This is a genomic window from Psychroflexus aestuariivivens (assembly GCF_004010055.1).
Classification (GTDB): Bacteria; Bacteroidota; Bacteroidia; order Flavobacteriales; family Flavobacteriaceae; genus Psychroflexus; species Psychroflexus aestuariivivens.
Window position 1 is genome coordinate 139,642 of record NZ_RQVT01000018.1, and the last position, 20,421, is coordinate 160,062.

Genomic DNA, 20,421 nt, shown 5'->3' on the forward strand with positions numbered 1-20,421 from the left:
ATGTTATGAAAGATTTATTTGCGAAAATTTATAGAGATAAAGGACCTTTAGGAAAATGGGCAGACCAAGCTGAAGGTTATTTTGTTTTTCCAAAACTGGAAGGACAAATCAGCAATAGAATGAAATTCCAAGGAAGAGAAGTAATTACTTGGAGTATCAATGATTATTTAGGTTTAGCTAATCATCCTGAAGTTAGAAAAGCAGACGAAGAAGCTGTAAAAAAATGGGGGAGTGCTTACCCAATGGGCGCCCGAATGATGAGTGGTCACACCGATTTGCATGAAAAACTACAGAACGAACTCGCAGATTTTGTAAGTAAAGAAGCAGCCTATGTCCTCAATTTTGGTTACCAAGGCATTTTATCTACAATAGATGCATTATTAGGTAAAGACGACGTGATAGTTTACGATGTTGATGCACATGCTTGTATTATTGACGGCGTTCGTTTGCACTTGGGAAAAAGATTTACTTATAAACATAACGATTTGGACAGTATAGAGTTAAATTTAGCTCGTGCTGAAAAAATCGCAGAACAAACCGGCGGCGGTGTGTTATTTATTTCTGAAGGCGTTTTCGGAATGCGTGGTGAACAAGGAAGACTTAAAGAAATAGTTGAGTTAAAGAAAAAATATAATTTCAGATTATTAGTTGACGATGCACACGGTTTTGGAACTTTAGGTGAAACTGGAGCTGGAGCAGGCGAGGAGCAAGGTGTTCAGGATCAAATAGACGTTTACTTTGCAACTTTTGCTAAATCGATGGCGAGTACAGGAGCATTCATTGCAGCGGATAAAGAAATTATAGATTATTTGAAATACAATTTGCGTTCTCAGATGTTTGCCAAATCACTTCAAATGTCTTTGGTAGAAGGTGCTTTGAAACGTTTAGAGTTAATTCGAAAATCACCAGAATTCAAAAATAAATTGTGGGAAAACGTCAACGCATTACAAAACGGTTTGAAAGACAATGGTTTTGATATAGGTACAACAACAAGTTGTGTAACGCCCGTATATTTAAAAGGGAGCATCCCAGAAGCCATGGCTTTGGTTAAAGATTTAAGAGAAAATCATGGTATTTTCTGTTCTATTGTTGTTTACCCAGTAATTCCTAAAGGATTAATTTTGCTCCGTATGATTCCTACAGCGACTCATACTATGGAAGATATTGATCTAACGCTAAAAGCTTTTTCAGCTATTCGCGAACGTTTAGAAAATGGTACTTACAAAAAGCTATCTCAAGCTCTAATGGAAGACGAATTATGAAAACTTAATTGAGAAAAATATAAATCACCTGTAAGAATGATCTTGCAGGTGATTTTTTTTTGATTCAAAACAAATATGTCATTGAGTAAAACCTAATCTTTATTTTTTTGAATTTCCTTAGTGAAGTGCGAAATATTCTTGAAAATAAAACAGCTTTTACAAATGTTAATTGATAAGGATATAATCCCATAAATAGGAAATATTCCTAATTTTGTAAGAAAAAAATAATGCAAGATTTGATACGAAAAAATAGTCAGTGTCTAAAAATTTATCACGCAGATTTTTCTTCAGATTTAGAACTGCCAGTAGTGAGCCAAGGCATTAGCGCAGGATTTCCTAGCCCGGCAGAAGATTTTTTGGAACTAAGGATGGATCTAAATCGTGAATTTATAAAACATCCTAATGCTACATTTTATGCATATGTAAGTGGTGATAGTATGATAGGTGCCGGACTCGACAGTGGCGATTTGCTGATTATAGATAAAAGTATAGAAATTAAAAACAACAGAATTGCTGTTTGTTTTATCGATGGTGAATTTACGATTAAACGTATAAAAGTTGAAGGCAATTCGCTATGGCTATTTCCTGCTAACAAAAAATATTCTCCTATACAAATAACAGAGGATAACGAATTCGTGATTTGGGGCGTTGTCACTACAGTTATCAAAAATTTATTGTAATGTTTGCTTTAGTCGATTGTAATAACTTTTATGCTTCATGTGAGCGCGTGTTCAATCCTGATCTTAGACAGAAACCAGTAGTTATACTTTCAAATAATGATGGATGCGTAATAGCCAGAAGCAACGAAGCTAAGGCTTTAGGGATTCCAATGGGAGCACCGACATACAAATATGAAAAAATTTTTAAACAACATAATGTCAATGTTTTTTCATCTAATTATGCACTTTATGGAGACATGAGTTCCCGCGTCATGAATATTTTATCAACTTTCACACCAGATGTAGAAATTTACAGTATCGACGAAGCTTTTTTAGAATTTATTGGTTTCGAAAGATTTGACATGGATTCTTATTGTAAAAAAATAAAATATACTGTAGAAAAATCAACTGGAATTCCTATTTGTATAGGTTTGGCACCAACAAAAGCACTGAGTAAAGTAGCTAATCGTATCGCTAAAAAATTTCAGGATAAAACTGGAGGAATTTTTATTATGAAAGATGATTCAGCACGAATCAAAGCTTTGAAATGGTTGAAAATTGAAGATGTTTGGGGAATCGGTCGCCAACATGCACTCCGTTTGAAACGTTATAATATTACCAATGCTCATCAATTTTCAGAATTACCAGCAGAATGGGTGAGAAAACACATGAGTGTAGTTGGTTTGCGTTTACAAAAAGAATTACAAGGTATCAAAAGTCTTGATTTGGAAACTCCAGCCAATAAAAAAGCCATTGCAACCACGCGCTCATTCGATAAACAATACGATGATTTTGAATACGTCAAGGAACGCGTGAGTAGTTTTACCATAAAATGCGCAGAAAAGCTCAGAAAACAAGGCAGTTGTTGCCAAATGATTTATGTATTTTTGAAAACCAATAAGTTTAGACAAGACTTGCCGCAGTATCAAAATAGCATTGTTGTACAGGTTGGTTATCCAACAAACTCTAGCATAGATTTAATAAAATTTGCTGTTTTAGGGCTTCAAGAAATATTTAGGGAAGGTTTTCACTACAAAAAGGCTGGTGTAATTGTAATGGGACTTGTGCCTGAAAATCAACGGCAATTGTCTTTTTTTTCAGGCGAAAATCCGAAACATTCTAATTTGATGCAAGAAATTGACAGAATGAATTCTTTTTATGGCAGCGGCGCTGTTCGTTTTGGTAGTCAGGATTTAGGAAACCTTTGGAAGATGAGGCGCGAGCGTTTGTCTGGTGGCCAAATTATAACAATAAAAGGATAGTTTGAAATTTCTCATTACATATTTGAGCTAAAATCCTTCTAGCATTTTTTAGGCTTTTCACAAATGATGGGTTTTTAAGATACTAATCGAAGTATATTTCAGCGATTTGAATTTCAAACTGTTCACGTTTCTTGTTACCAATTAAAATGGAAATTTCTTCAATCGTTGAAGCTTTAAAATTGGACTTATTTAACTGGCGACCTCTAAACTGTGGTTCAAAATTGCTTAATTCAAAACGTAATTCTTGCCATTCGCCAGTAGTTTTAAATGGTTGATAGTAGTTAAAATCATCTTTACGAGATGATTTTAAGCGAAGTTGAAAAGTGCTTGGTTCAGCCTTAACCTTAATTATAATTTCAGTATAATCTGAAACTTGAATTTCACCTGGTGTAAATTGAATCATGCAGAAACCACCATTATTTTCAAGCCTAACTTCACCGCTAAATCTAATTCCTTCTGAAGTAAATTCGTACTGACTGCTTGAAACACCACCCATAACCACATCATTCACAATTTGCCATTTTTTTTCTTGTTGGTGAATCGATTGACTTAAATTAAATTCTTGTGCTTGCATAGAAAAACTTATGAATAAAATAATTAAAATATATCGCATTTCATTTTTATTTAAATTTAAAGCTATCACAGCTTTTTTTGCCTCAAATTTCTATAAATTAACATAACCTTACTTTTTGGATAGCAGTAGTCAGTTTATTTTGAAAAACTGAACTCTAAGCACACATCATCAAAAATTATAATTGACAAAGGATAAAATATTTTCAAATTGATTTGAAAAATCTTCAAGCTTATTTCAAATTTATCGACAAAAATCACTTTCACTTTTTAGAAATGTTTAAGTTTGCACCGTATTTTGGTTCTCAGAATAGTTTTTATTCTGAAGATTAAAAGGGAATTTCGTGAAAATCGAAAGCTGTTCCCGCAACTGTAAGCTTAGTTCATTATTAGTGAACGCTTTACTATCAAACTTCAATACCACTGTCAAAATTTGATGGGAAGGTTTTAGTAAAGACGCAAGCCAGGAGACCTGCCTTAATGCATAATTTAAACAAAGACTTTCGGGATAAAAGTCGCGTGTGTATGAGGTATAATTTCTACGTTTCAATTTTGACGTGCTTATGGAGTACGTTGGTTTTTAGTCAGTTGGATTCTATTCAAACTCTGAACGAAGTCCTTGTGGTCGATCGGCAAATAAAAACTTTTTCTACCGGTCAATTAGTATTTGATTTTTCCAAAACAGAATTACAAAATTCACCTGGCACTCTGACGGATTTTCTCCAACAAGAAACCACTTTATTTCTAAAGCAAAATGGTTACGGAATGGTGTCTTCGCCAAGTTTTAGGGGAACTACGGCGCAACAAACTGCAGTAGTTTGGAACGGCTTTAATATCAATTCACAATTCAACGGTCAGACCGATTTCAACACACTTTTAGTCGATGGTTTTGACGAACTTTCCGTACGTGCGGGCGGCGGGAGCGTTGCTTACGGAACAGGCGCGATTGGCGGTAGCATTCATTTGAAAAACGAAATGCGTTTTGATGGAGAAACTGAAGTTGAAATCAATTCTAGATATGGCAGCTTCAATACCTTACAGAATTTGGCGAAAGTGTCAACTTCAAACGATACGTGGAGTTTGAGCATGGCCATATCTCGATTATCTTCTGACAATGATTACGATTGGCCTAATACAAATCGGCAAAATGTGAATGGTGAATTTGAGCATCACAATCTGAATTTGAATCTGTCCACCAAGTTAAAACGAAAGAATACCTTGACTTATCACGGCATGTATTACAATGGCGATCGTCATTTTTCATTATTATTTCCTACAGATAATAAATCGAAATATCTAAACGAAGACCATCGCCATGCGCTGACTTGGGAAAGTGATTTTCAGGATTTTAAATCAGTTTTGAAAATGGCTTATTTCGATGAAAAATACCAATACATCGCAAATATTGATACTCCAAATCCTGCGGAAAGTCATGCCAAAACGGCTTTATCTCGCTACAGTTTGCATTACAATATCAAAGATTTTGATTTCAATTTTTTGAGCGAATTCAATTATAGTAGTGCAAATGGAGATGATTTGGTAGAAGATTATAGAACTGTGACAGCTTTTGCACTTCTAGCCAAAAATCATTTTCAGAAGTTGACTTCAGAAGTGAGTTTTCGTCAAGAATTTTCTAATGTTTATGACAGCCCATTTTTATTTAGTACTGGTTTAAATTACGATTGGTTTGAATTTTTTAGTACAAAAATGAATATTTCCAGAAACTTCAGAATGCCGACTTTCAATGATTTATTTTGGGAAAATGCAGGACGAACGGATTTGAAACCAGAAATTTCTAATCAAGCTGAAATATCTGGAATTCTTCAAACCAAATCAAAGAATTTGAAAATTTCAGTCACAGGATTTTATAACGATATCACGGATATGATTCGGTGGATTCCTGCTGAAAATGCCGTTTGGAAACCAGAAAATGTAGATGAAGTTGAAACTTATGGTTTGGAATCTCACATCCATTTTCAGCAAGATTTCAATCAGCATAAATTTCGTGCGAATGCATCTTATGCCTATACAATTTCTGAAAATAAATTGACTGGAAATCAACTGACTTATGTGCCAAAACATAAACTAACTTCAGGATTAGTTTATGAAATTCAAAAATTCAAACTGCAATTACAAGGCATTTATAATGGAGAATTATATACGAGAAGTAGCAATTTGCCAAATGATATTTTAGAAGATTATGTGTTGTTGAATTTTATAATGACATATCAAATTCCCATATTTCAAAATTTCACAATTTCTGCACAAGTTAGAAATTTAACCGACGAAGCTTATCAAACAGTGGAAAACAGACCGATGCCAGGTCGGCATTATTTTATAAACATGAACATTAATATTTAAAACCCCAAACCATGATTAACAAATTTAAATTTTTCACACTTTTATTACTTTCAATTTTTATCGTGTCTTGTAGCGACGATGATTCAATAGATGATGTTTCGCCAGAAGGCGATTACCAAAACGGATTTTTTGTGCTTAATGAAGGTTCGCCTGTCGGTTCAGTATCATTTATGAGTTCTGATTTTCAAGAATTGTCAAATTCTATTTATGAAAATAAGAATGACGCGCTACTCGGTTCGTATTTACAGTCTATTTTCTTTGAGGATGACCGTGCTTATATTATTTCCAACGGTTCAAACATCATCACTGTGGTAAATCGCTACACTTTTGAATTGATTGATACTATAGATTCAGATTTGAATATTCCGATGTTCGGCACAACGCACAATGGCAAAGCTTATGTCGTGAATATCGCAGATTTTTCAACAGGTGCAGACGATTATTTGGCAGTTATTGATTTGGAAACTTTAGAAGTTGAAACGACTGTAGAAATCGGAGATTTTGCTGAAGAAATTTACGAAGACAATGGGATGATTTATGTTCAAAACACAAATTATGGCATTGGAAACAGCGTTTCAAAATTTGACCCAAATAGCAACACTTTTGTGCAAACTTTAGAAGTAGGCGAGGGATTAAATTCTACAGATGTTGAAAATGGAAAAATGTTTGCTGCCACTTCTGAAGGTTTGAAAATTGTAGATTTAAATTCATTTTCAATAGAAAATACTTGGGAATTGCCAAATACGCTAAATTCAATTCAAAATGTTACAGTAGATGATAATGCTGTATTTTACACATCTGGAACATCGGTTTATAGCACAGATTTAGGTGCAGAAGATTTATCTAGTGAAGCGATTTTGACTTATGAAAGCAATTCAGACTATGGTGTTTTTTACGGTTTTAAAGTTGAAGACAGTCAAATCTATATTGCAGATGCTGGCGCTTTTACTGAAGCTGGAACAATTTTGGTTTACGATATTTCTGGACAGTTAATTGCCGATTTTACAACGGACATTGGTCCAAATGGTTTTTATTTTCAGTAATTTTTTCTAAATAAATAAATTCTCAAAACCCTTGGAGTTTCAAATCTTCGAGGGTTTGTTATTTTTTAGCTAATTTTACAATAATACAATATGAATGTAACTTTTTAAAAAATATATATGGGTTTTGGCGGTTCTGTTTCAGCAATGATTACTTCTTTGAAAAATAATTCACGAGGAAAAAGGCAGAGTTATTTCGACAAAAAACAAAATCATTCTAAATCTAAAAAACAAAATAAGAATCCGCTTCTAGAGAAAAAAGCAAGCCCTGAGCAACTTCAAGAAATCAGAATGCGTTTGAAGAAAGAAAATAAGCGAAATACGCTATTAATTTTAGCAGTAACTTTTATTGTTATCGCTCTAGCTGCTGTGTTTGCATATTTTTATTTTTAGGATTGAAATCTTTTATTTTGAGAATTTTTTATGTATTTGAGCCATTATTTGGAATTAGAATTGAAAAATGTGATATAGAAGAAATTTGTATGTTTGAGAATTGAGATTTTACTATCGATTTTAAACTTGGTAACTAAATTAATCTCAACTTTTCAACAAAAAGATTGATAACATGTTATTCAATTCTATAGATTTTGCCATTTTCCTTCCTATAGTTTTTTTGCTGTATTGGTTTGTCGTCAATAAAAATTTAAAACTTCAAAATTTACTTATTCTTATTGCCAGTTATGTGTTTTATGCCTGGTGGGACTGGCGATTTTTATCATTGATTATTTTTAGTACCTTGGTTGATTATGTAGTGGGTTTGAAGTTGAAATCTGAAAATCATGCCCTAAATAGAAAAATCTTACTTTGGATAAGTATTATAGTAAATCTAGGTTTTTTGGGATTTTTCAAATATTACAACTTCTTTCTAGAGAATTTTAGAAATGCATTTTCAATCTTTGGTTTTGAAATCAATGCCAATTCGTTGAATATTATTCTTCCGGTGGGAATTAGTTTTTACACTTTTCAAACTTTGAGCTATACCATTGATATTTATAAACGAAAACTCGAGCCTACCAGAGATTTTATTGCTTTTTCTGCTTTTGTGAGTTTTTTCCCTCAATTGGTTGCTGGACCTATAGAACGCGCCAAAAACTTATTACCACAGTTTTATAATAAACGGAATTTCAATTATTCAAAAGCTGTTGATGGGCTAAGACAAATTCTTTGGGGTTTATTCAAAAAAGTTGTTATTGCTGATAATTGCGCAGAATTTGCCAATCATATTTTTAATAATTCTGCCGAAATGAATGGCAGTACTTTGGTCTTAGGCGCTTTGTTTTTTACATTTCAAATTTATGGCGATTTTTCAGGCTATTCTGACATTGCCATAGGTTCAGCAAGACTATTTGGTTTCAACTTGATGCGAAATTTTGCGTTTCCTTATTTTTCCAGAGATATTGCAGAATTTTGGCGACGTTGGCACATTTCACTTTCCACATGGTTTCGTGATTATTTGTATATTCCTTTGGGTGGCAGTCGTGGCGCAATGTGGAAAGTCATCAGGAATATTTTTATTGTTTTTATTGTGAGTGGTTTTTGGCATGGTGCCAATTGGACATTTATTGTTTGGGGCGCTTTGAATGGCTTATATTTCATTCCATTGTTTTTGAATAAAAGTCATAAAAATCATCAAGAGATTGTCGCTAAAGGTCATTATTTACCTGATATGAAAAGTTTTATTTTAATATTAATAACCTTCAGTTTGACAGTATTTTCTTGGATTTTTTTCAGAGCAGAAAATATTTCACATGCCTTATCATACATTTCTGAAATATTTTCAAAATCACTGTTTTCAAAACCTGAATTTCCAGAAATGTTTGATGCACTTATCACAATTATTTTAATTGGGTTATTCATTATTGTAGAATGGCGAGGTAGAGAATGGCAATATGCTTTACAGCGTTTTGGTTTCAGATGGAAACAGCCAACTCGTTTTGCATTATATTACTGCATAATTATTATTATATTTTGGTTTGGTGGCCAGCAACAGGATTTCATCTATTTTCAATTCTAAAATATGCGAAAGTTTCTTTTCAAAATAAGCATTTTTACTTTGCCTTTACTTTTTTATTTTGGAATTAATTCTGCGATAAATTATGGAATTTATTCAAATCAAAATGTGGATTTGGGACAACTAGATGTATTGATTCTTGGTGATTCGCATCCTCAAAAAAGCATCAATCCTGAATTTTTAAGCAATGCTAAAAATATTTCTCAACTCGCAGAACCTTACGTTTTAAGTTATTGGAAGTTGAAAAAAATATTAGAATTTCACCATCCAGACACGCTTATTTTAGGTTTTGCGCCACATAATATCGCTGAATTCAACGATTTAAAGTTTTCTAAAGAAAAATGGGCTCCAGAAATGTTTAGAAGAAGCTACCCTATTGAAAATTTTGAAGAAATTGAAAACAAAATCTCAATAGATTACAAGAGCTACTATAAAACCCTTTGGAAACAAATTGCATTCTATCCAAAATCCAATCATCAAAATTATATCGGACAATATTCTACTAATGAATCCAGCGATGTTTCTGATTGGAAAAAAATAATAAGACGTCATTATTATTGGGACGATAAGCAACTCGGCGTATCAGAATTATCGATTTTATATTTAGATTCAATCGTAAATATTTCAAAGCAAAATAAAATAACTTTGGTTTTAGTGAACACGCCAGTACATGAAAATTACGCAAATAAAATCCCAAAAGATGTAAAGTTAAAATTCGAAAAACTAAAATATAAATACAAAGACCAAGCAATGATATTTGATTTTAACAAGAAACATAACTATCCTGATACCTATTTTTTCAACTCAGATCATTTGAATGAAAAGGGCGCTAAACAATTCACCTTTAGATTGAAAAGTTTTATAAGAGAGTAAATTTTTTCAATTCAATGTTGATTCGATTTAAAACAATAGAGTAGGAGCTATAAATTATTTTAAGAATTGCTGCGCAATAATTATCATATTTTTAATTTCAAATAGCTTTCAAAGCTTAAATTTGCAAAAAATGATAAATATGACCTCTAAAATATTAATTGTTGGTGCTTGTGGACAAATCGGTTCTGAATTGACTTCAAAACTGAGAGAAACTCATGGTGCTGAAAATGTAATTGCTTCAGATATAAGAGAAAGCAATGCTGATTTTATGAATTCTGGTCCTTTTGAAGTGTTGGATGCTACAGATTTTGAGGCTTTTGAAAAAATTTGTAAATCTCATAATATCAAAACTGTTTACATGATGGCGGCCATGTTGAGCGGCACCGCAGAGAAATTTCCTATGAAAGCTTGGGATTTGAATATGACTTCATTATTCAATGTTTTGGATTTGGCTAAAAATGAAACAATCAAACAAGTTTTTTGGCCATCAAGCATAGCTGTTTTTGGACCCACAACTCCAAAATTTGACACGCCACAGCAAACAGTTATGGAACCGACCACAGTTTACGGAATTAGTAAACAAGCCGGAGAACGCTGGTGCGCATATTATCATAAAAGATATGGTGTAGATGTGAGAAGCATTCGCTATCCTGGCTTAATAAGTTATAAAACACCTCCAGGTGGTGGTACTACAGATTATGCCATTGAGATTTTTTATGATGCCTTAGAGAAAGAAGAATATACATCTTTTTTGAGTAAAGATACCGCTTTGCCAATGATGTACATGGACGATGCTATTGAAGCGACAATTTCTATTATGAAAACACCTGCAGAACAAATTAAGGTACGGTCTTCATATAATTTAGGAGGCGTGAGTTTTACACCTGAAGAATTAGGAAAACTTGTCGCTGAAGAAATTGATGGATTCCAAATGAATTACGATCCTGATTTTAGACAAGCTATTGCAGATTCATGGCCAAGTAGTATTAATGATGAAGAGGCTCAAAAAGACTGGAATTGGCAACACAAATACGATTTAGAAATGATCGTTAAAGCCATGTTGGAAGGCATTCGTTCTTTAGAAAATTCTAATTCTGAAGCTTAATTGCAATAATTTCTCTAAAATGAAAAATCGGCTAGTTGAACTTTAACTAGCCGATTTTAGTTTTAAAATCTGTGAAATTTATTGATTTCTAAATACCAATTTATTGTCGAATTGATCTAGTAAAATTATACTGTCTGTGGTTATTTTTTCGGCTAAAATTTCTTTAGACAGAGTATTCAACACTTCTTTTTGAATAGTTCGTTTCACTGGTCTTGCGCCATATTGTGGATCAAAACCAATTTTCGATAAATAATTTATAGCTTCTTCTGTCGCATCAATGGTTATCCCTTGTTTAGCCAACATCCGCTTAAGATTATTCAATTGAAGTTTTACAATAGCTTTGATGTCTTGCTCTGCTAAAGGCGTAAACATAACCACATCGTCTATTCGGTTTAGAAATTCTGGTCTCACACTTTGTTTTAACAAGCCTAGAACTTCAACCTTTGCACTTTCCATAGCAGTTTCAATATCTTGTGTATTGTCGTATTTCTCTTGAATAATATGACTGCCAATATTTGAAGTCATTACAATAATTGAATTTTTAAAATCTGCCAATCGTCCTTTATTGTCTGTCAATCGACCTTCATCCAGCACTTGTAATAAAATATTGAACGTATCTGGATGTGCTTTTTCAATTTCATCTAGTAAAATAACAGAATAAGGCTTACGTCTTACCGCTTCAGTGAGTTGTCCGCCTTCTTCATAACCAACGTAGCCTGGAGGTGCGCCAACTAAGCGACTTACAGAATGGCGTTCTTGGTATTCACTCATATCGATTCTTGTCATTGAACTTTCGTCGTCAAACATATATTCTGCTAAAGCTTTAGCTAATTCAGTTTTACCAACACCAGTGGTTCCGAGGAATAAAAATGAACCAATTGGTCGGTTTTGATCTTGCAATCCAGCTCGACTACGTCTTACAGCATCAGATACGGCCTGAATAGCTTCATTTTGACCAATGACACGATTGTGTAATTCATCTTCAAGTTTCAGTAACTTTTCACGATCAGACTGAAGCATTTTTGTAACTGGAATGCCAGTCCACTTGGCGACAACTTCTGCGATATCTTCATAATCAACCTCTTCTTTGATAAGGGTGTTTTCATTTTTTTGTTGTTCAACTTGAGATTGAAGTTTTTGTAATTGTTCTTGAGCTTCTTTGATTTTTCCATATCGGAATTCTGCAACTTTACCGTAATCTCCTTCACGTTCTGCGCGTTCGGCTTCAAGCTTGAAATCTTCAATATCAGTTTTTACTTTCTGAATTTGATCAACAACATCTTTTTCATTTTTCCACCTTGCATTCAGTGTATTTCGTTCTTCTTTCAGATCTGCTAAATCTGCTCTCAGAGATTTTAGTTTAGCTTCATCTTTCTCACGTTTGATGGCTTCAATCTCTATTTCTAGTTGCATGACTTTTCGATCCAAAACGTCTAACTCTTCAGGTTTAGAGTTGATTTCCATTCTCAATTTTGAAGCAGCTTCATCCATTAAATCAATGGCTTTGTCTGGCAAAAATCTGTTGGTAATATAGCGTTGTGAAAGCTCTACAGCACCAATTATAGCCTCATCTTTAATTCTAACTTTGTGGTGTGTTTCGTATTTTTCTTTGATACCACGTAAAATTGAAATCGCACTTTCCGTGTCAGGTTCGTCAACGTTCACTTTTTGAAAACGTCTTTCTAATGCTTTATCTTTTTCAAAATATTTTTGAAATTCATCTAAAGTTGTGGCACCAATTGCACGAAGTTCACCTCTAGCCAAAGCTGGTTTCAAAATATTTGCAGCATCCATTGCGCCTTCGCCACCGCCAGCACCGACAAGCGTGTGGATTTCATCAATAAACAATACGATGTCGCCTTCGCTGGTTGTGACTTCCTTAATCACAGCTTTAAGTCGTTCTTCAAATTCACCTTTGTATTTTGCGCCAGCGATTAGAGCGCCCATATCCAAACTGTAAATTTTCTTTGATTTTAGGTTTTCCGGAACATCTCCGCCAATAATTCGGTGAGCCAAACCTTCTGCAATAGCGGTTTTACCAGTACCAGGTTCACCGACCAACATCGGGTTATTTTTGGTTCTCCTAGATAAAATTTGTAAAATTCTCCGAATTTCTTCATCTCGACCAATTACAGGATCCAATTTCCCTTCTTCGGCTAATTTGTTTAAATTTTTGGCATATTTGTCAAGTGCATTGTAGTTTTCTTCCGCACTTTTTGAAGTGACGCGATCACCCTTACGCAACTCATTGATGGCAGCTTGCATAGATTTTTCTGAAACGCCTTGATCTTTCAAAACCTGCGCAATTTTGCTATTACTTTTGAAAATAGCTAAAATTAAATGTTCTATTGAAACATATTCATCATCCATTTTTTTGGCTATAATGCTTGCTTCATTGAGTGTTTTTCCAGCTTCTCGAGAAATTAGGATTTCACCACCGGATACTTTTGAAAAACTTTCCAGATTTTTATTTAGAATTTGATTGAATAATTGAACATTGACATCTAACTTTTTGAGTAAGAAAGGCGTTACGTTTTTATCTATTTCAGTAATAGCTTTAAAAATATGTTCATTTTCAATTTGCTGATGACCAAATTCTTGCGCAAGAAGCTGGGCTTTTTGAACAGCTTCCTGAGTTTTTATTGTAAAATTATTAAAGTCCATTTTTGATTAATTAAATATTCATTTCAATTTAATCAAATGATATACCTTTTCATAAGTATGTCAATTTGACGTAAATTTAGATTGAAAAACTGACGCTTTGTCTTGTTTGTAAAAACTTATAATTAAACTAAATGTCATAAAATTATAATATTTGACTAGTCAAAACTTGTTTAAATCAATATATTCGAAATCAAATTAAAAAAACATAAAAATGGTTAATAAATATGTATTGTTTTTTCTGCTAATCGGTTTTACTGTTAGTTCACAAGTTACTAATGAAGGCAAACCAATAAGTTGGAAGTTAAATACTGAGGATGTTAAAACGATTAAATTACCAAGTTTTGATTTAGAAAAATTACAAAGAGAAGATAAAATTAATGATCAAAATAAATCAATACCGTGGCGTTTTGGTTTTGAACATCAAGTAAGTTTAGGTTTTGAGGATGGAAAATGGTTTGAATTAGATAATGGTGATAAGGTTTGGATAATGAATATTCAATCTAAAGATGCCAAAACAATGAATTTCATTTTTGATGAATACCACATCCCCGAAGGTGCGAGATTATACTTTTACAGCGACGACCGCAGAGATTTACTGGGTGCTTACACACAAACCCAAAACCGAGATGACATGATTTTCGGATCTTGGCTCATTGATGGCGATAATATTTGGATAGAATATTACGAACCTAGAGACGCCGATTTTAAAGGACAATTACATATTTCAAAAGCTATTCATGGTTACAGAAGTATGAGTGATAATCCAGATCTAGAAAAAGGATTGAATGATTCTGGAGCTTGCAACCAAGATGTAGATTGTCCAGTCGGAAGTGATTTTGAGGATACAAAAAATCAATTAAAAAAATCTGTAGGTATGGTTGTCGTTGGCGGAAGCGGAGCTTGCACTGGAACATTGATCAATAATACAAATAATGATGAAACACCTTATTTTTTAACTGCTAATCATTGTTTAGGTGGAAATATTGGTGCATGGGCATTTCGATTCAACTGGCGCAGTCCAAATCCTCAATGCGCAACTTTTTCAAATTCACAAAATGGTGTTTTTGATCAAACAGTTAGCGGCGCTACCTTACGAGCAAATAATGCTAAATCAGACATGGCATTGGTAGAAATAACGGCACCTCTACAGCCAAATTGGGATCTAGTTTGGGCTGGATGGGACAGAAGTGGAAATCAACCTAATTTTAGTGTAGGTATTCATCACCCATCTGGAGATATTATGAAAGTTTGTCGTGATGATGACTCTGCAACTCAACAATCCACTCAATTTGGATCAGAACCTCAAATGCAAATATGGCTGATAAATGAATGGGAATTAGGCGTGACAGAACCAGGATCATCTGGCTCTGCCTTATTCAATCAAGATGGGAAAATCATCGGGCAATTGGCTGGAGGAACTGCAGCTTGTTCTGGAACATCAGATAATGGAGGTTTAGATTTTTATGGTAGATTCGATGTGTCTTGGGATTATGGAAATAGTAGTTCATCAAGACTTAGGGATTGGCTAGATCCAAATAATACAGGCGTTTCAGAAATTGATCAATTTCCAACAACTGAAGTTTTCAATAATGATGTTGCGCTAAATATTTTGGGAATTAACGATATTGAATGTCTAGATAATAGTATTCAGCCCACATTTCAAGTTATAAATACAGGTGTAAATATAATAACTTCAGCGACATTAACTTATCAATTGGGTAATGGTCAACAGTTTACTGAAAACTGGTCAGGTAATCTAGAAAATGGTGAAAGCGAAGAAATTGCTAGTCCAGTTTTAAGCTTAAGTACAGGAACTAACTTAATTGCAGACATCGAAATAAATGGAATAACTGACGAAAATTTGAATAACAATACTGCTAATATTGAACTTCCAGTGTCCGATTTATTCGATACAGAACAGGTGAGTTTAACATTAGTGACTGACAATTACGCAAATGAAACCACTTGGGAGTTTGTGGATAGTAATGGAAATGTAATTGCTCAAAATGGTGCGCTCAGCGATGCAACAAGTTATACAGATTTTTTTGATGTTAATGAAGATGAATGTTATACTTTTAGAATTTTTGACGCGCAAAATGATGGGATTTGTTGCTTCTTCGGAGAAGGTTCATTTATATTAGAAACTTCTGAAGGTGAATTGATCTACTCTGGAGGAGAATTTTCTGATGAAGATAGTGTTGAATTCAGAATAGGTGAGAGCTTATCTTCTGAAGATTTTGAAACTGAATCAGTGAGTATTTATCCTAATCCAACTTCAGAATTTATTGAAATCAGTACAAGTATTGAAACTGAATTTGATGTTCAAGTTTTTGATATGAACGGCAAAATTCTAATGAATTTAGACAATCTAAACAGCAATAAAATTGATTTGTCAGAATTAGCCTCAGGTATTTATTTTGTAAAATTACAAAGTGAAAACCAAAGAAATTCTATAACCAAAAAGATTATTAAAAAGTAATCGAAACGATAAATACGATTCAAAAAAGCCTTTGAAAGTTAATCCTTTAAAGGTTTTTTTTTGATTAAGGACTATTTGAAAGCGGTCAAATAAATGTTATTTTGAATTAAAATTGAGTGAATTCTTTTCGAAAATTTCAATGTTTTTGGTTTGAGATTCAGAAGGAATTTTTGCTTTGTTGTGAGGTTTTTCAAATTGATTTCATGAATAACTTTGCGCCATAATTCATCTCCAGCCATTTTACAGCGAATAACCAAAGCGAAACGGTTGATATCCAAATACTTTTTAAGCGAAGGGTTTTTTTGCTCTTCTTCTTTAAATTTTGAAATGAAATACAAGCGATCTTCGTTGAATTTTGATTTGGCTAAATTGTTTTCACTATCCTTAAAATAACGCATTCCAACTTTAGGGTGAAAAGCTACACGAAATTTCAAAGCGGCTCTAACAAAAAAATCTAAATCTTGAGCAGTGCGCAATTTTGGGTCAAAAGGACCAATTTCATGAAATTTTTTCTTTTCAAAAGCAGATGTAGAGGTCCAAATAATTGGATTAACTAAACTTGATTCAAAATAATCGTCAATAATTTGAGGCTGCTCGGCTAAACTTGTGCTAAAATCAGCTTTACGGATAGTTTTGTTTTGCATTATAATTTCGTAAGCATCGCAGTAAATGCCTGCTTGAGGGAATTTTTCAATCAAAATTTTAAGCGAAGATAAATGATGCGCATACCAATAGTCATCAGCATCCAATAAGGCGATATATTTTCCATTCGAATTTTCAATCCCTGTATTTCTGGCTACCGAAACTCCTTGGTTATTCTGTGAAATTATTTTTAATCTAGAGTCTTTCAAAGCGTCTAATTTTGCAAGACTTCCATCAGTTGAGCCGTCATTGACGACGATTATTTCAAAGTTTTCAAAATCCTGATTTATTACACTTTGAACAGTATTCATTATGTAATTTTCCTTATTGTAAAGCGGAATAATTACTGAAAAAAAATACTTCATCGCCTATTGATTTTACAAAAATACCCTAATTTGTAGATATTGAATAAAAATAAATTGTTTTGGTTTGAAATTAAGCGATTCTTCATTTTTTCTTTAAATTGAATAAAAAGACTTGTAAACGCACTTTCTAATTTCCAAAATTTCAATTTTTCATAGACTTTTAGCAACTGGATTTCGTTTGGTGAAATTTGACCAGAAATATAAATACTTTTCAGATTTTGTAGAGCCATTTCAGTTTTTTCAATAAAAACTAAATTACTATCTATATCTTTATGAATGACTGGGTTTTCAATGTGTTTGACATTAACTTTTTTCTTTTTTAATTCAAATGCAAAAAGCGTATCTTCATGACCATAAGTATTCAGAGATTCTTCAAATTTGATGCTTAAGAACAAACTTTTATTAATCAGGAGGTTGTTAGTAATTACCGATAGATATGGTTTTTTTTGACGTGTTTTTACACTTTTGTCTTCTTTATAAATGCCGTATTTCCATCGCAATTTATTCTTATCTTTTCTAGAAAATTCGTGCTGTCTTCCCCCATAAATAACTTCAGTTTTTGGTGAAATTTCTGAGATGTAATTCTTTAAAAATAATTTTGATTTAGGCAAAACATCACCATCTAAGAAAAGAATAAATTCAAAATTTGCGTGCTGGGATAATAAATTTCTAATTTTACTGCGACCTAAATTTTGTTCTAAATATTGATACTTTAGATTAAATTTTTTTGCAACCTTTCTGTTTCGTTCTCTATGATACTCTGAATGATCGTCAAAAACAATAATTTCAACTGCTTCATCTAAAATTTCAGCTTGATGCTGTAATTCTTCAATCAATGGAGAAACGTCAAAATTATATGCAGGAATGAGTATAGATAGCATACTGGATTTTCAATGGTATAAATTTTTCAGAATTCCAAAGTTTTAATTTTATTTAAAAAAACTGCGCAATTGGATTTATAATTGCGCAGTTTCTATTTAGTTTTTATCTTCTGGAATCGGAAAGCCACGATCACGCATCAAAGCTTCAATTTTAGCATCGCGACCACGGAACTGGCGATAAGCGTCAGCTGGATCTAGTGCATTTCTCGGTGCAAACAAATATTTGACCAATTTTTCTGATAATGCGCCGTCATAATATCCGCCATCTGCTTCTGCAAATGCTTCGGCAGCATCAGATGTAAGAACATCTGCCCATAAATAACCGTAATAACCTGTGGCATAACCTTCACCTGAAAATACGTGTCCGAAATGTGGCGAGCGGTGACGCATAACCAATTCATCTGGCATTCCTATATTGTCTAGAACTTCCTTTTCAAAAGTTTTAGGTTCAATTTTTTCTGGATCGGTGGTGTGGTATTTCATATCCATAATTGCCGAAGCCAAGAATTCTGTTGTGGCAAAACCTTGATTGAAAGTAGAAGCTTTTTTAATTTTATCTACTAAGGTTTTTGGCATTGGCTCATCGGTTTTGTAGTGTTTCAAATAATTATTGATGACTTCGTCAGTAGACAACCAACGTTCTAATAACTGTGATTGAAATTCGGTATAATCTCGAACTCCACCATTCAAAGTTGGATATTTTACATCTGCACTTAGAAAATGTAAGGCATGTCCAAATTCATGGAAAAATGTTTCTGCATCGTCCCAAGAAATTAAAATTGGTTCTCCCTCTGGTGCTTTAACGAAATTTGAATTGTTGGAAGCCAAAACATTGGTTTCTCCATCGAAACTAGTGTACGAGCGATAAGTTGTAGCCCAAGCACCAGAACGTTTTCCTTTTCTGGCATAAGGATCTAAATAGAATAAACCGACATGGCTGCCATCTGATTTTTTGGTAACTTCAAAAACTTTGACGTCTTCATGAAATACGGGAACACTGTTGTCTATAATTTCAGCAAACTGGAAATCGAATAGGCGTCCAGCTACGTAAAAAACAGCTTCAGTTAAATTACCCAATTCTAAATATTGTTTGACTTCGTCAGAATCTAAATCATACTTTTTTTGTCTGACCTTTTCAGCGTAGTAGCGATAATCCCAAGGTTCAATTTGAATGTTAGCGTTTTCCTGATCGGCGATAGCTTGCATGTCTTGGACTTCTTCTTCAACTCTTGCTATAGCTGCTGGCCATACTTTCATAAGTAAATCCATTGCGTTTTCAGGATTCTTCGCCATTCTATCTTGCAGTCGCCACTCAGCATAATTCTCGTATCCCATAAGTTCTACTCGCTCGTCTCTAAGCTTTAGAATCTCTTTGATGATCTCGTTATTGTCAAATTCTCCTTTATTATCTCCTCTGGAATAATAATTTCTCCAAACTTTCTCGCGCATTTCTCTTTCATCCGAATAGGTGAGAAATGGATCCATAGACGATCTGGTATTGATGATGGCGTATTTGTTTGGCTTTCCTAGATTTTCAGCTGCTTTTATGGATGATTTTATGAATGATTTTGGTAAACCACTCGTTTGGTCATCGTCTAAAAAAGTGACGTAATTTTCCTCGTCATGAAGTATATTATTGGAAAATTTGGTATAAAGTTCAGATAAGTCTTTATTGATTTCAGCATAGCGGTTTTTATCATTTTCGTTAAGATTGGCTCCGCTCATTTCGAATTCTTTGTAAATCAAATCTACCACGCGCTGCTGTTGGTCGCCTAATGGCTTTTTTTGACTCTGTTCATAAACACTTTTGATTCTTTCAAAAAGTGCTTCGTTTTGTTTGATTTTGGATTGATATTCTGATATTATTGGTGATAAATCTCTCTGAATATCTCGAAATTCTTCTGAGGACATATTGCTGCTCCAAATGCCATAGTAAGTGTAAACACGATCTATAGCTTTTCCTGAGCGTTCCATTTCGGCAATGGTATTTTCAAAATTTGCAGCTTCCTTATTATTTGCAATCTTTTCAATTTCAGCCAGATGCTCTTCAATGGCTTTTTCCATTGCTGGCTTTAAGTCTTTGAGATTCATTTCGTCAAAATGGGGAACGCCATTATATGGACCGTCCCATTTTTTCAAAAGTACATTTCCGGTATTCATATCTTGCTCGTTTTTAGTATCATTTTTGCAAGCTACTACTGTTAATGCGACAAGCGTGGCAATTATGATTTTTTTTGTAAATTTCAT

General features: G+C 33.5%; 15 protein-coding genes and 1 riboswitch. Of the genes, 10 read left to right on the forward strand and 5 right to left on the reverse strand.

Features of this window, described 5'->3' with window-relative positions:
- Window positions 1-5 precede the first annotated feature (5 nt).
- From EIG86_RS03550 to EIG86_RS03560, 3 genes are all read left to right on the forward strand, one after another.
- Window positions 6-1,262, forward strand: coding sequence for an aminotransferase class I/II-fold pyridoxal phosphate-dependent enzyme (locus EIG86_RS03550; protein ID WP_127844768.1), 1,257 nt, complete (start codon window positions 6-8; stop codon window positions 1,260-1,262).
- Between the two features lie 227 nt (window positions 1,263-1,489).
- Window positions 1,490-1,942 carry a LexA family protein gene (locus tag EIG86_RS03555; protein WP_127844769.1) on the forward strand — a complete coding sequence of 151 codons (453 nt, stop codon included), beginning with the start codon at window positions 1,490-1,492 and terminating at the stop codon, window positions 1,940-1,942.
- Window positions 1,942-3,183 (forward strand): Y-family DNA polymerase, encoded by a 1,242-nt coding sequence (locus tag EIG86_RS03560; protein WP_127844770.1) that lies wholly within the window; start codon window positions 1,942-1,944, stop codon window positions 3,181-3,183. The genes EIG86_RS03555 and EIG86_RS03560 overlap by 1 nt, the downstream gene beginning before the upstream one ends.
- An 82-nt stretch (window positions 3,184-3,265) precedes the next feature.
- Here the strand turns inward: EIG86_RS03560 and EIG86_RS03565 are convergent, their stop codons facing one another.
- Window positions 3,266-3,796, reverse strand: a complete 531-nt coding sequence (locus EIG86_RS03565; RefSeq protein ID WP_127844771.1) for a CIA30 family protein — start codon at window positions 3,794-3,796, stop codon at window positions 3,266-3,268.
- A gap of 239 nt (window positions 3,797-4,035) precedes the next feature.
- A riboswitch (cobalamin riboswitch) is annotated at window positions 4,036-4,247 on the forward strand.
- A 31-nt stretch (window positions 4,248-4,278) separates the two neighbouring features.
- Between EIG86_RS03565 and EIG86_RS03570 the strand changes: the two genes are divergently transcribed.
- The 6 genes from EIG86_RS03570 to EIG86_RS03595 all read left to right on the forward strand — a co-directional run bounded on the left by EIG86_RS03570 (window position 4,279) and on the right by EIG86_RS03595 (window position 11,143).
- Complete coding sequence (locus EIG86_RS03570; protein ID WP_127844772.1) at window positions 4,279-6,114, forward strand: TonB-dependent receptor; 1,836 nt, start codon at window positions 4,279-4,281, stop codon at window positions 6,112-6,114.
- An 11-nt stretch (window positions 6,115-6,125) separates the two neighbouring features.
- Window positions 6,126-7,157 (forward strand): YncE family protein, encoded by a 1,032-nt coding sequence (locus tag EIG86_RS03575; protein ID WP_127844773.1) that lies wholly within the window; start codon window positions 6,126-6,128, stop codon window positions 7,155-7,157.
- A gap of 117 nt (window positions 7,158-7,274) precedes the next feature.
- Window positions 7,275-7,547 carry a hypothetical protein gene (locus EIG86_RS03580; protein WP_127844774.1) on the forward strand — a complete coding sequence of 91 codons (273 nt, stop codon included), beginning with the start codon at window positions 7,275-7,277 and terminating at the stop codon, window positions 7,545-7,547.
- A 172-nt stretch (window positions 7,548-7,719) separates the two neighbouring features.
- Complete coding sequence (locus tag EIG86_RS03585; protein ID WP_127844775.1) at window positions 7,720-9,168, forward strand: MBOAT family O-acyltransferase; 1,449 nt, start codon at window positions 7,720-7,722, stop codon at window positions 9,166-9,168.
- A 3-nt stretch (window positions 9,169-9,171) separates the two neighbouring features.
- Window positions 9,172-10,038: a hypothetical protein gene (locus EIG86_RS03590; protein WP_127844776.1), complete on the forward strand. Its 867-nt coding sequence runs from the start codon at window positions 9,172-9,174 to the stop codon at window positions 10,036-10,038.
- 139 nt (window positions 10,039-10,177) lie between these two features.
- Window positions 10,178-11,143: an NAD-dependent epimerase/dehydratase family protein gene (locus tag EIG86_RS03595; RefSeq protein WP_127844777.1), complete on the forward strand. Its 966-nt coding sequence runs from the start codon at window positions 10,178-10,180 to the stop codon at window positions 11,141-11,143.
- 78 nt (window positions 11,144-11,221) lie between these two features.
- On the opposite strand, the gene clpB is transcribed toward EIG86_RS03595, so the two are convergent.
- Complete coding sequence (gene clpB, locus EIG86_RS03600; RefSeq protein WP_127844778.1) at window positions 11,222-13,807, reverse strand: ATP-dependent chaperone ClpB; 2,586 nt, start codon at window positions 13,805-13,807, stop codon at window positions 11,222-11,224.
- A gap of 211 nt (window positions 13,808-14,018) precedes the next feature.
- On the opposite strand from clpB, the gene EIG86_RS03605 reads away from it, so the two are divergent.
- On the forward strand, window positions 14,019-16,286 hold the full coding sequence (locus EIG86_RS03605; RefSeq protein WP_127844779.1) for a T9SS type A sorting domain-containing protein: 2,268 nt from the start codon (window positions 14,019-14,021) through the stop codon (window positions 16,284-16,286).
- A gap of 71 nt (window positions 16,287-16,357) precedes the next feature.
- Here the strand turns inward: EIG86_RS03605 and EIG86_RS03610 are convergent, their stop codons facing one another.
- The 3 genes from EIG86_RS03610 to EIG86_RS03620 form a co-directional block, all read right to left on the reverse strand.
- Entirely contained in the window at window positions 16,358-17,293 is a 936-nt protein-coding gene (locus tag EIG86_RS03610; protein WP_127844780.1) for a glycosyltransferase family 2 protein, read from the reverse strand.
- The gene (locus tag EIG86_RS03615; protein WP_127844781.1) at window positions 17,290-18,174 is read right to left on the reverse strand and encodes a glycosyltransferase family 2 protein; all 885 of its coding nucleotides are present in this window, start codon (window positions 18,172-18,174) and stop codon (window positions 17,290-17,292) included. Before EIG86_RS03615 ends, EIG86_RS03610 begins: the two co-directional genes overlap by 4 nt.
- A 96-nt stretch (window positions 18,175-18,270) precedes the next feature.
- A complete protein-coding gene (locus tag EIG86_RS03620) occupies window positions 18,271-20,421 on the reverse strand; it encodes a M3 family metallopeptidase (protein ID WP_127844782.1) in 2,151 nt (716 codons plus the stop codon).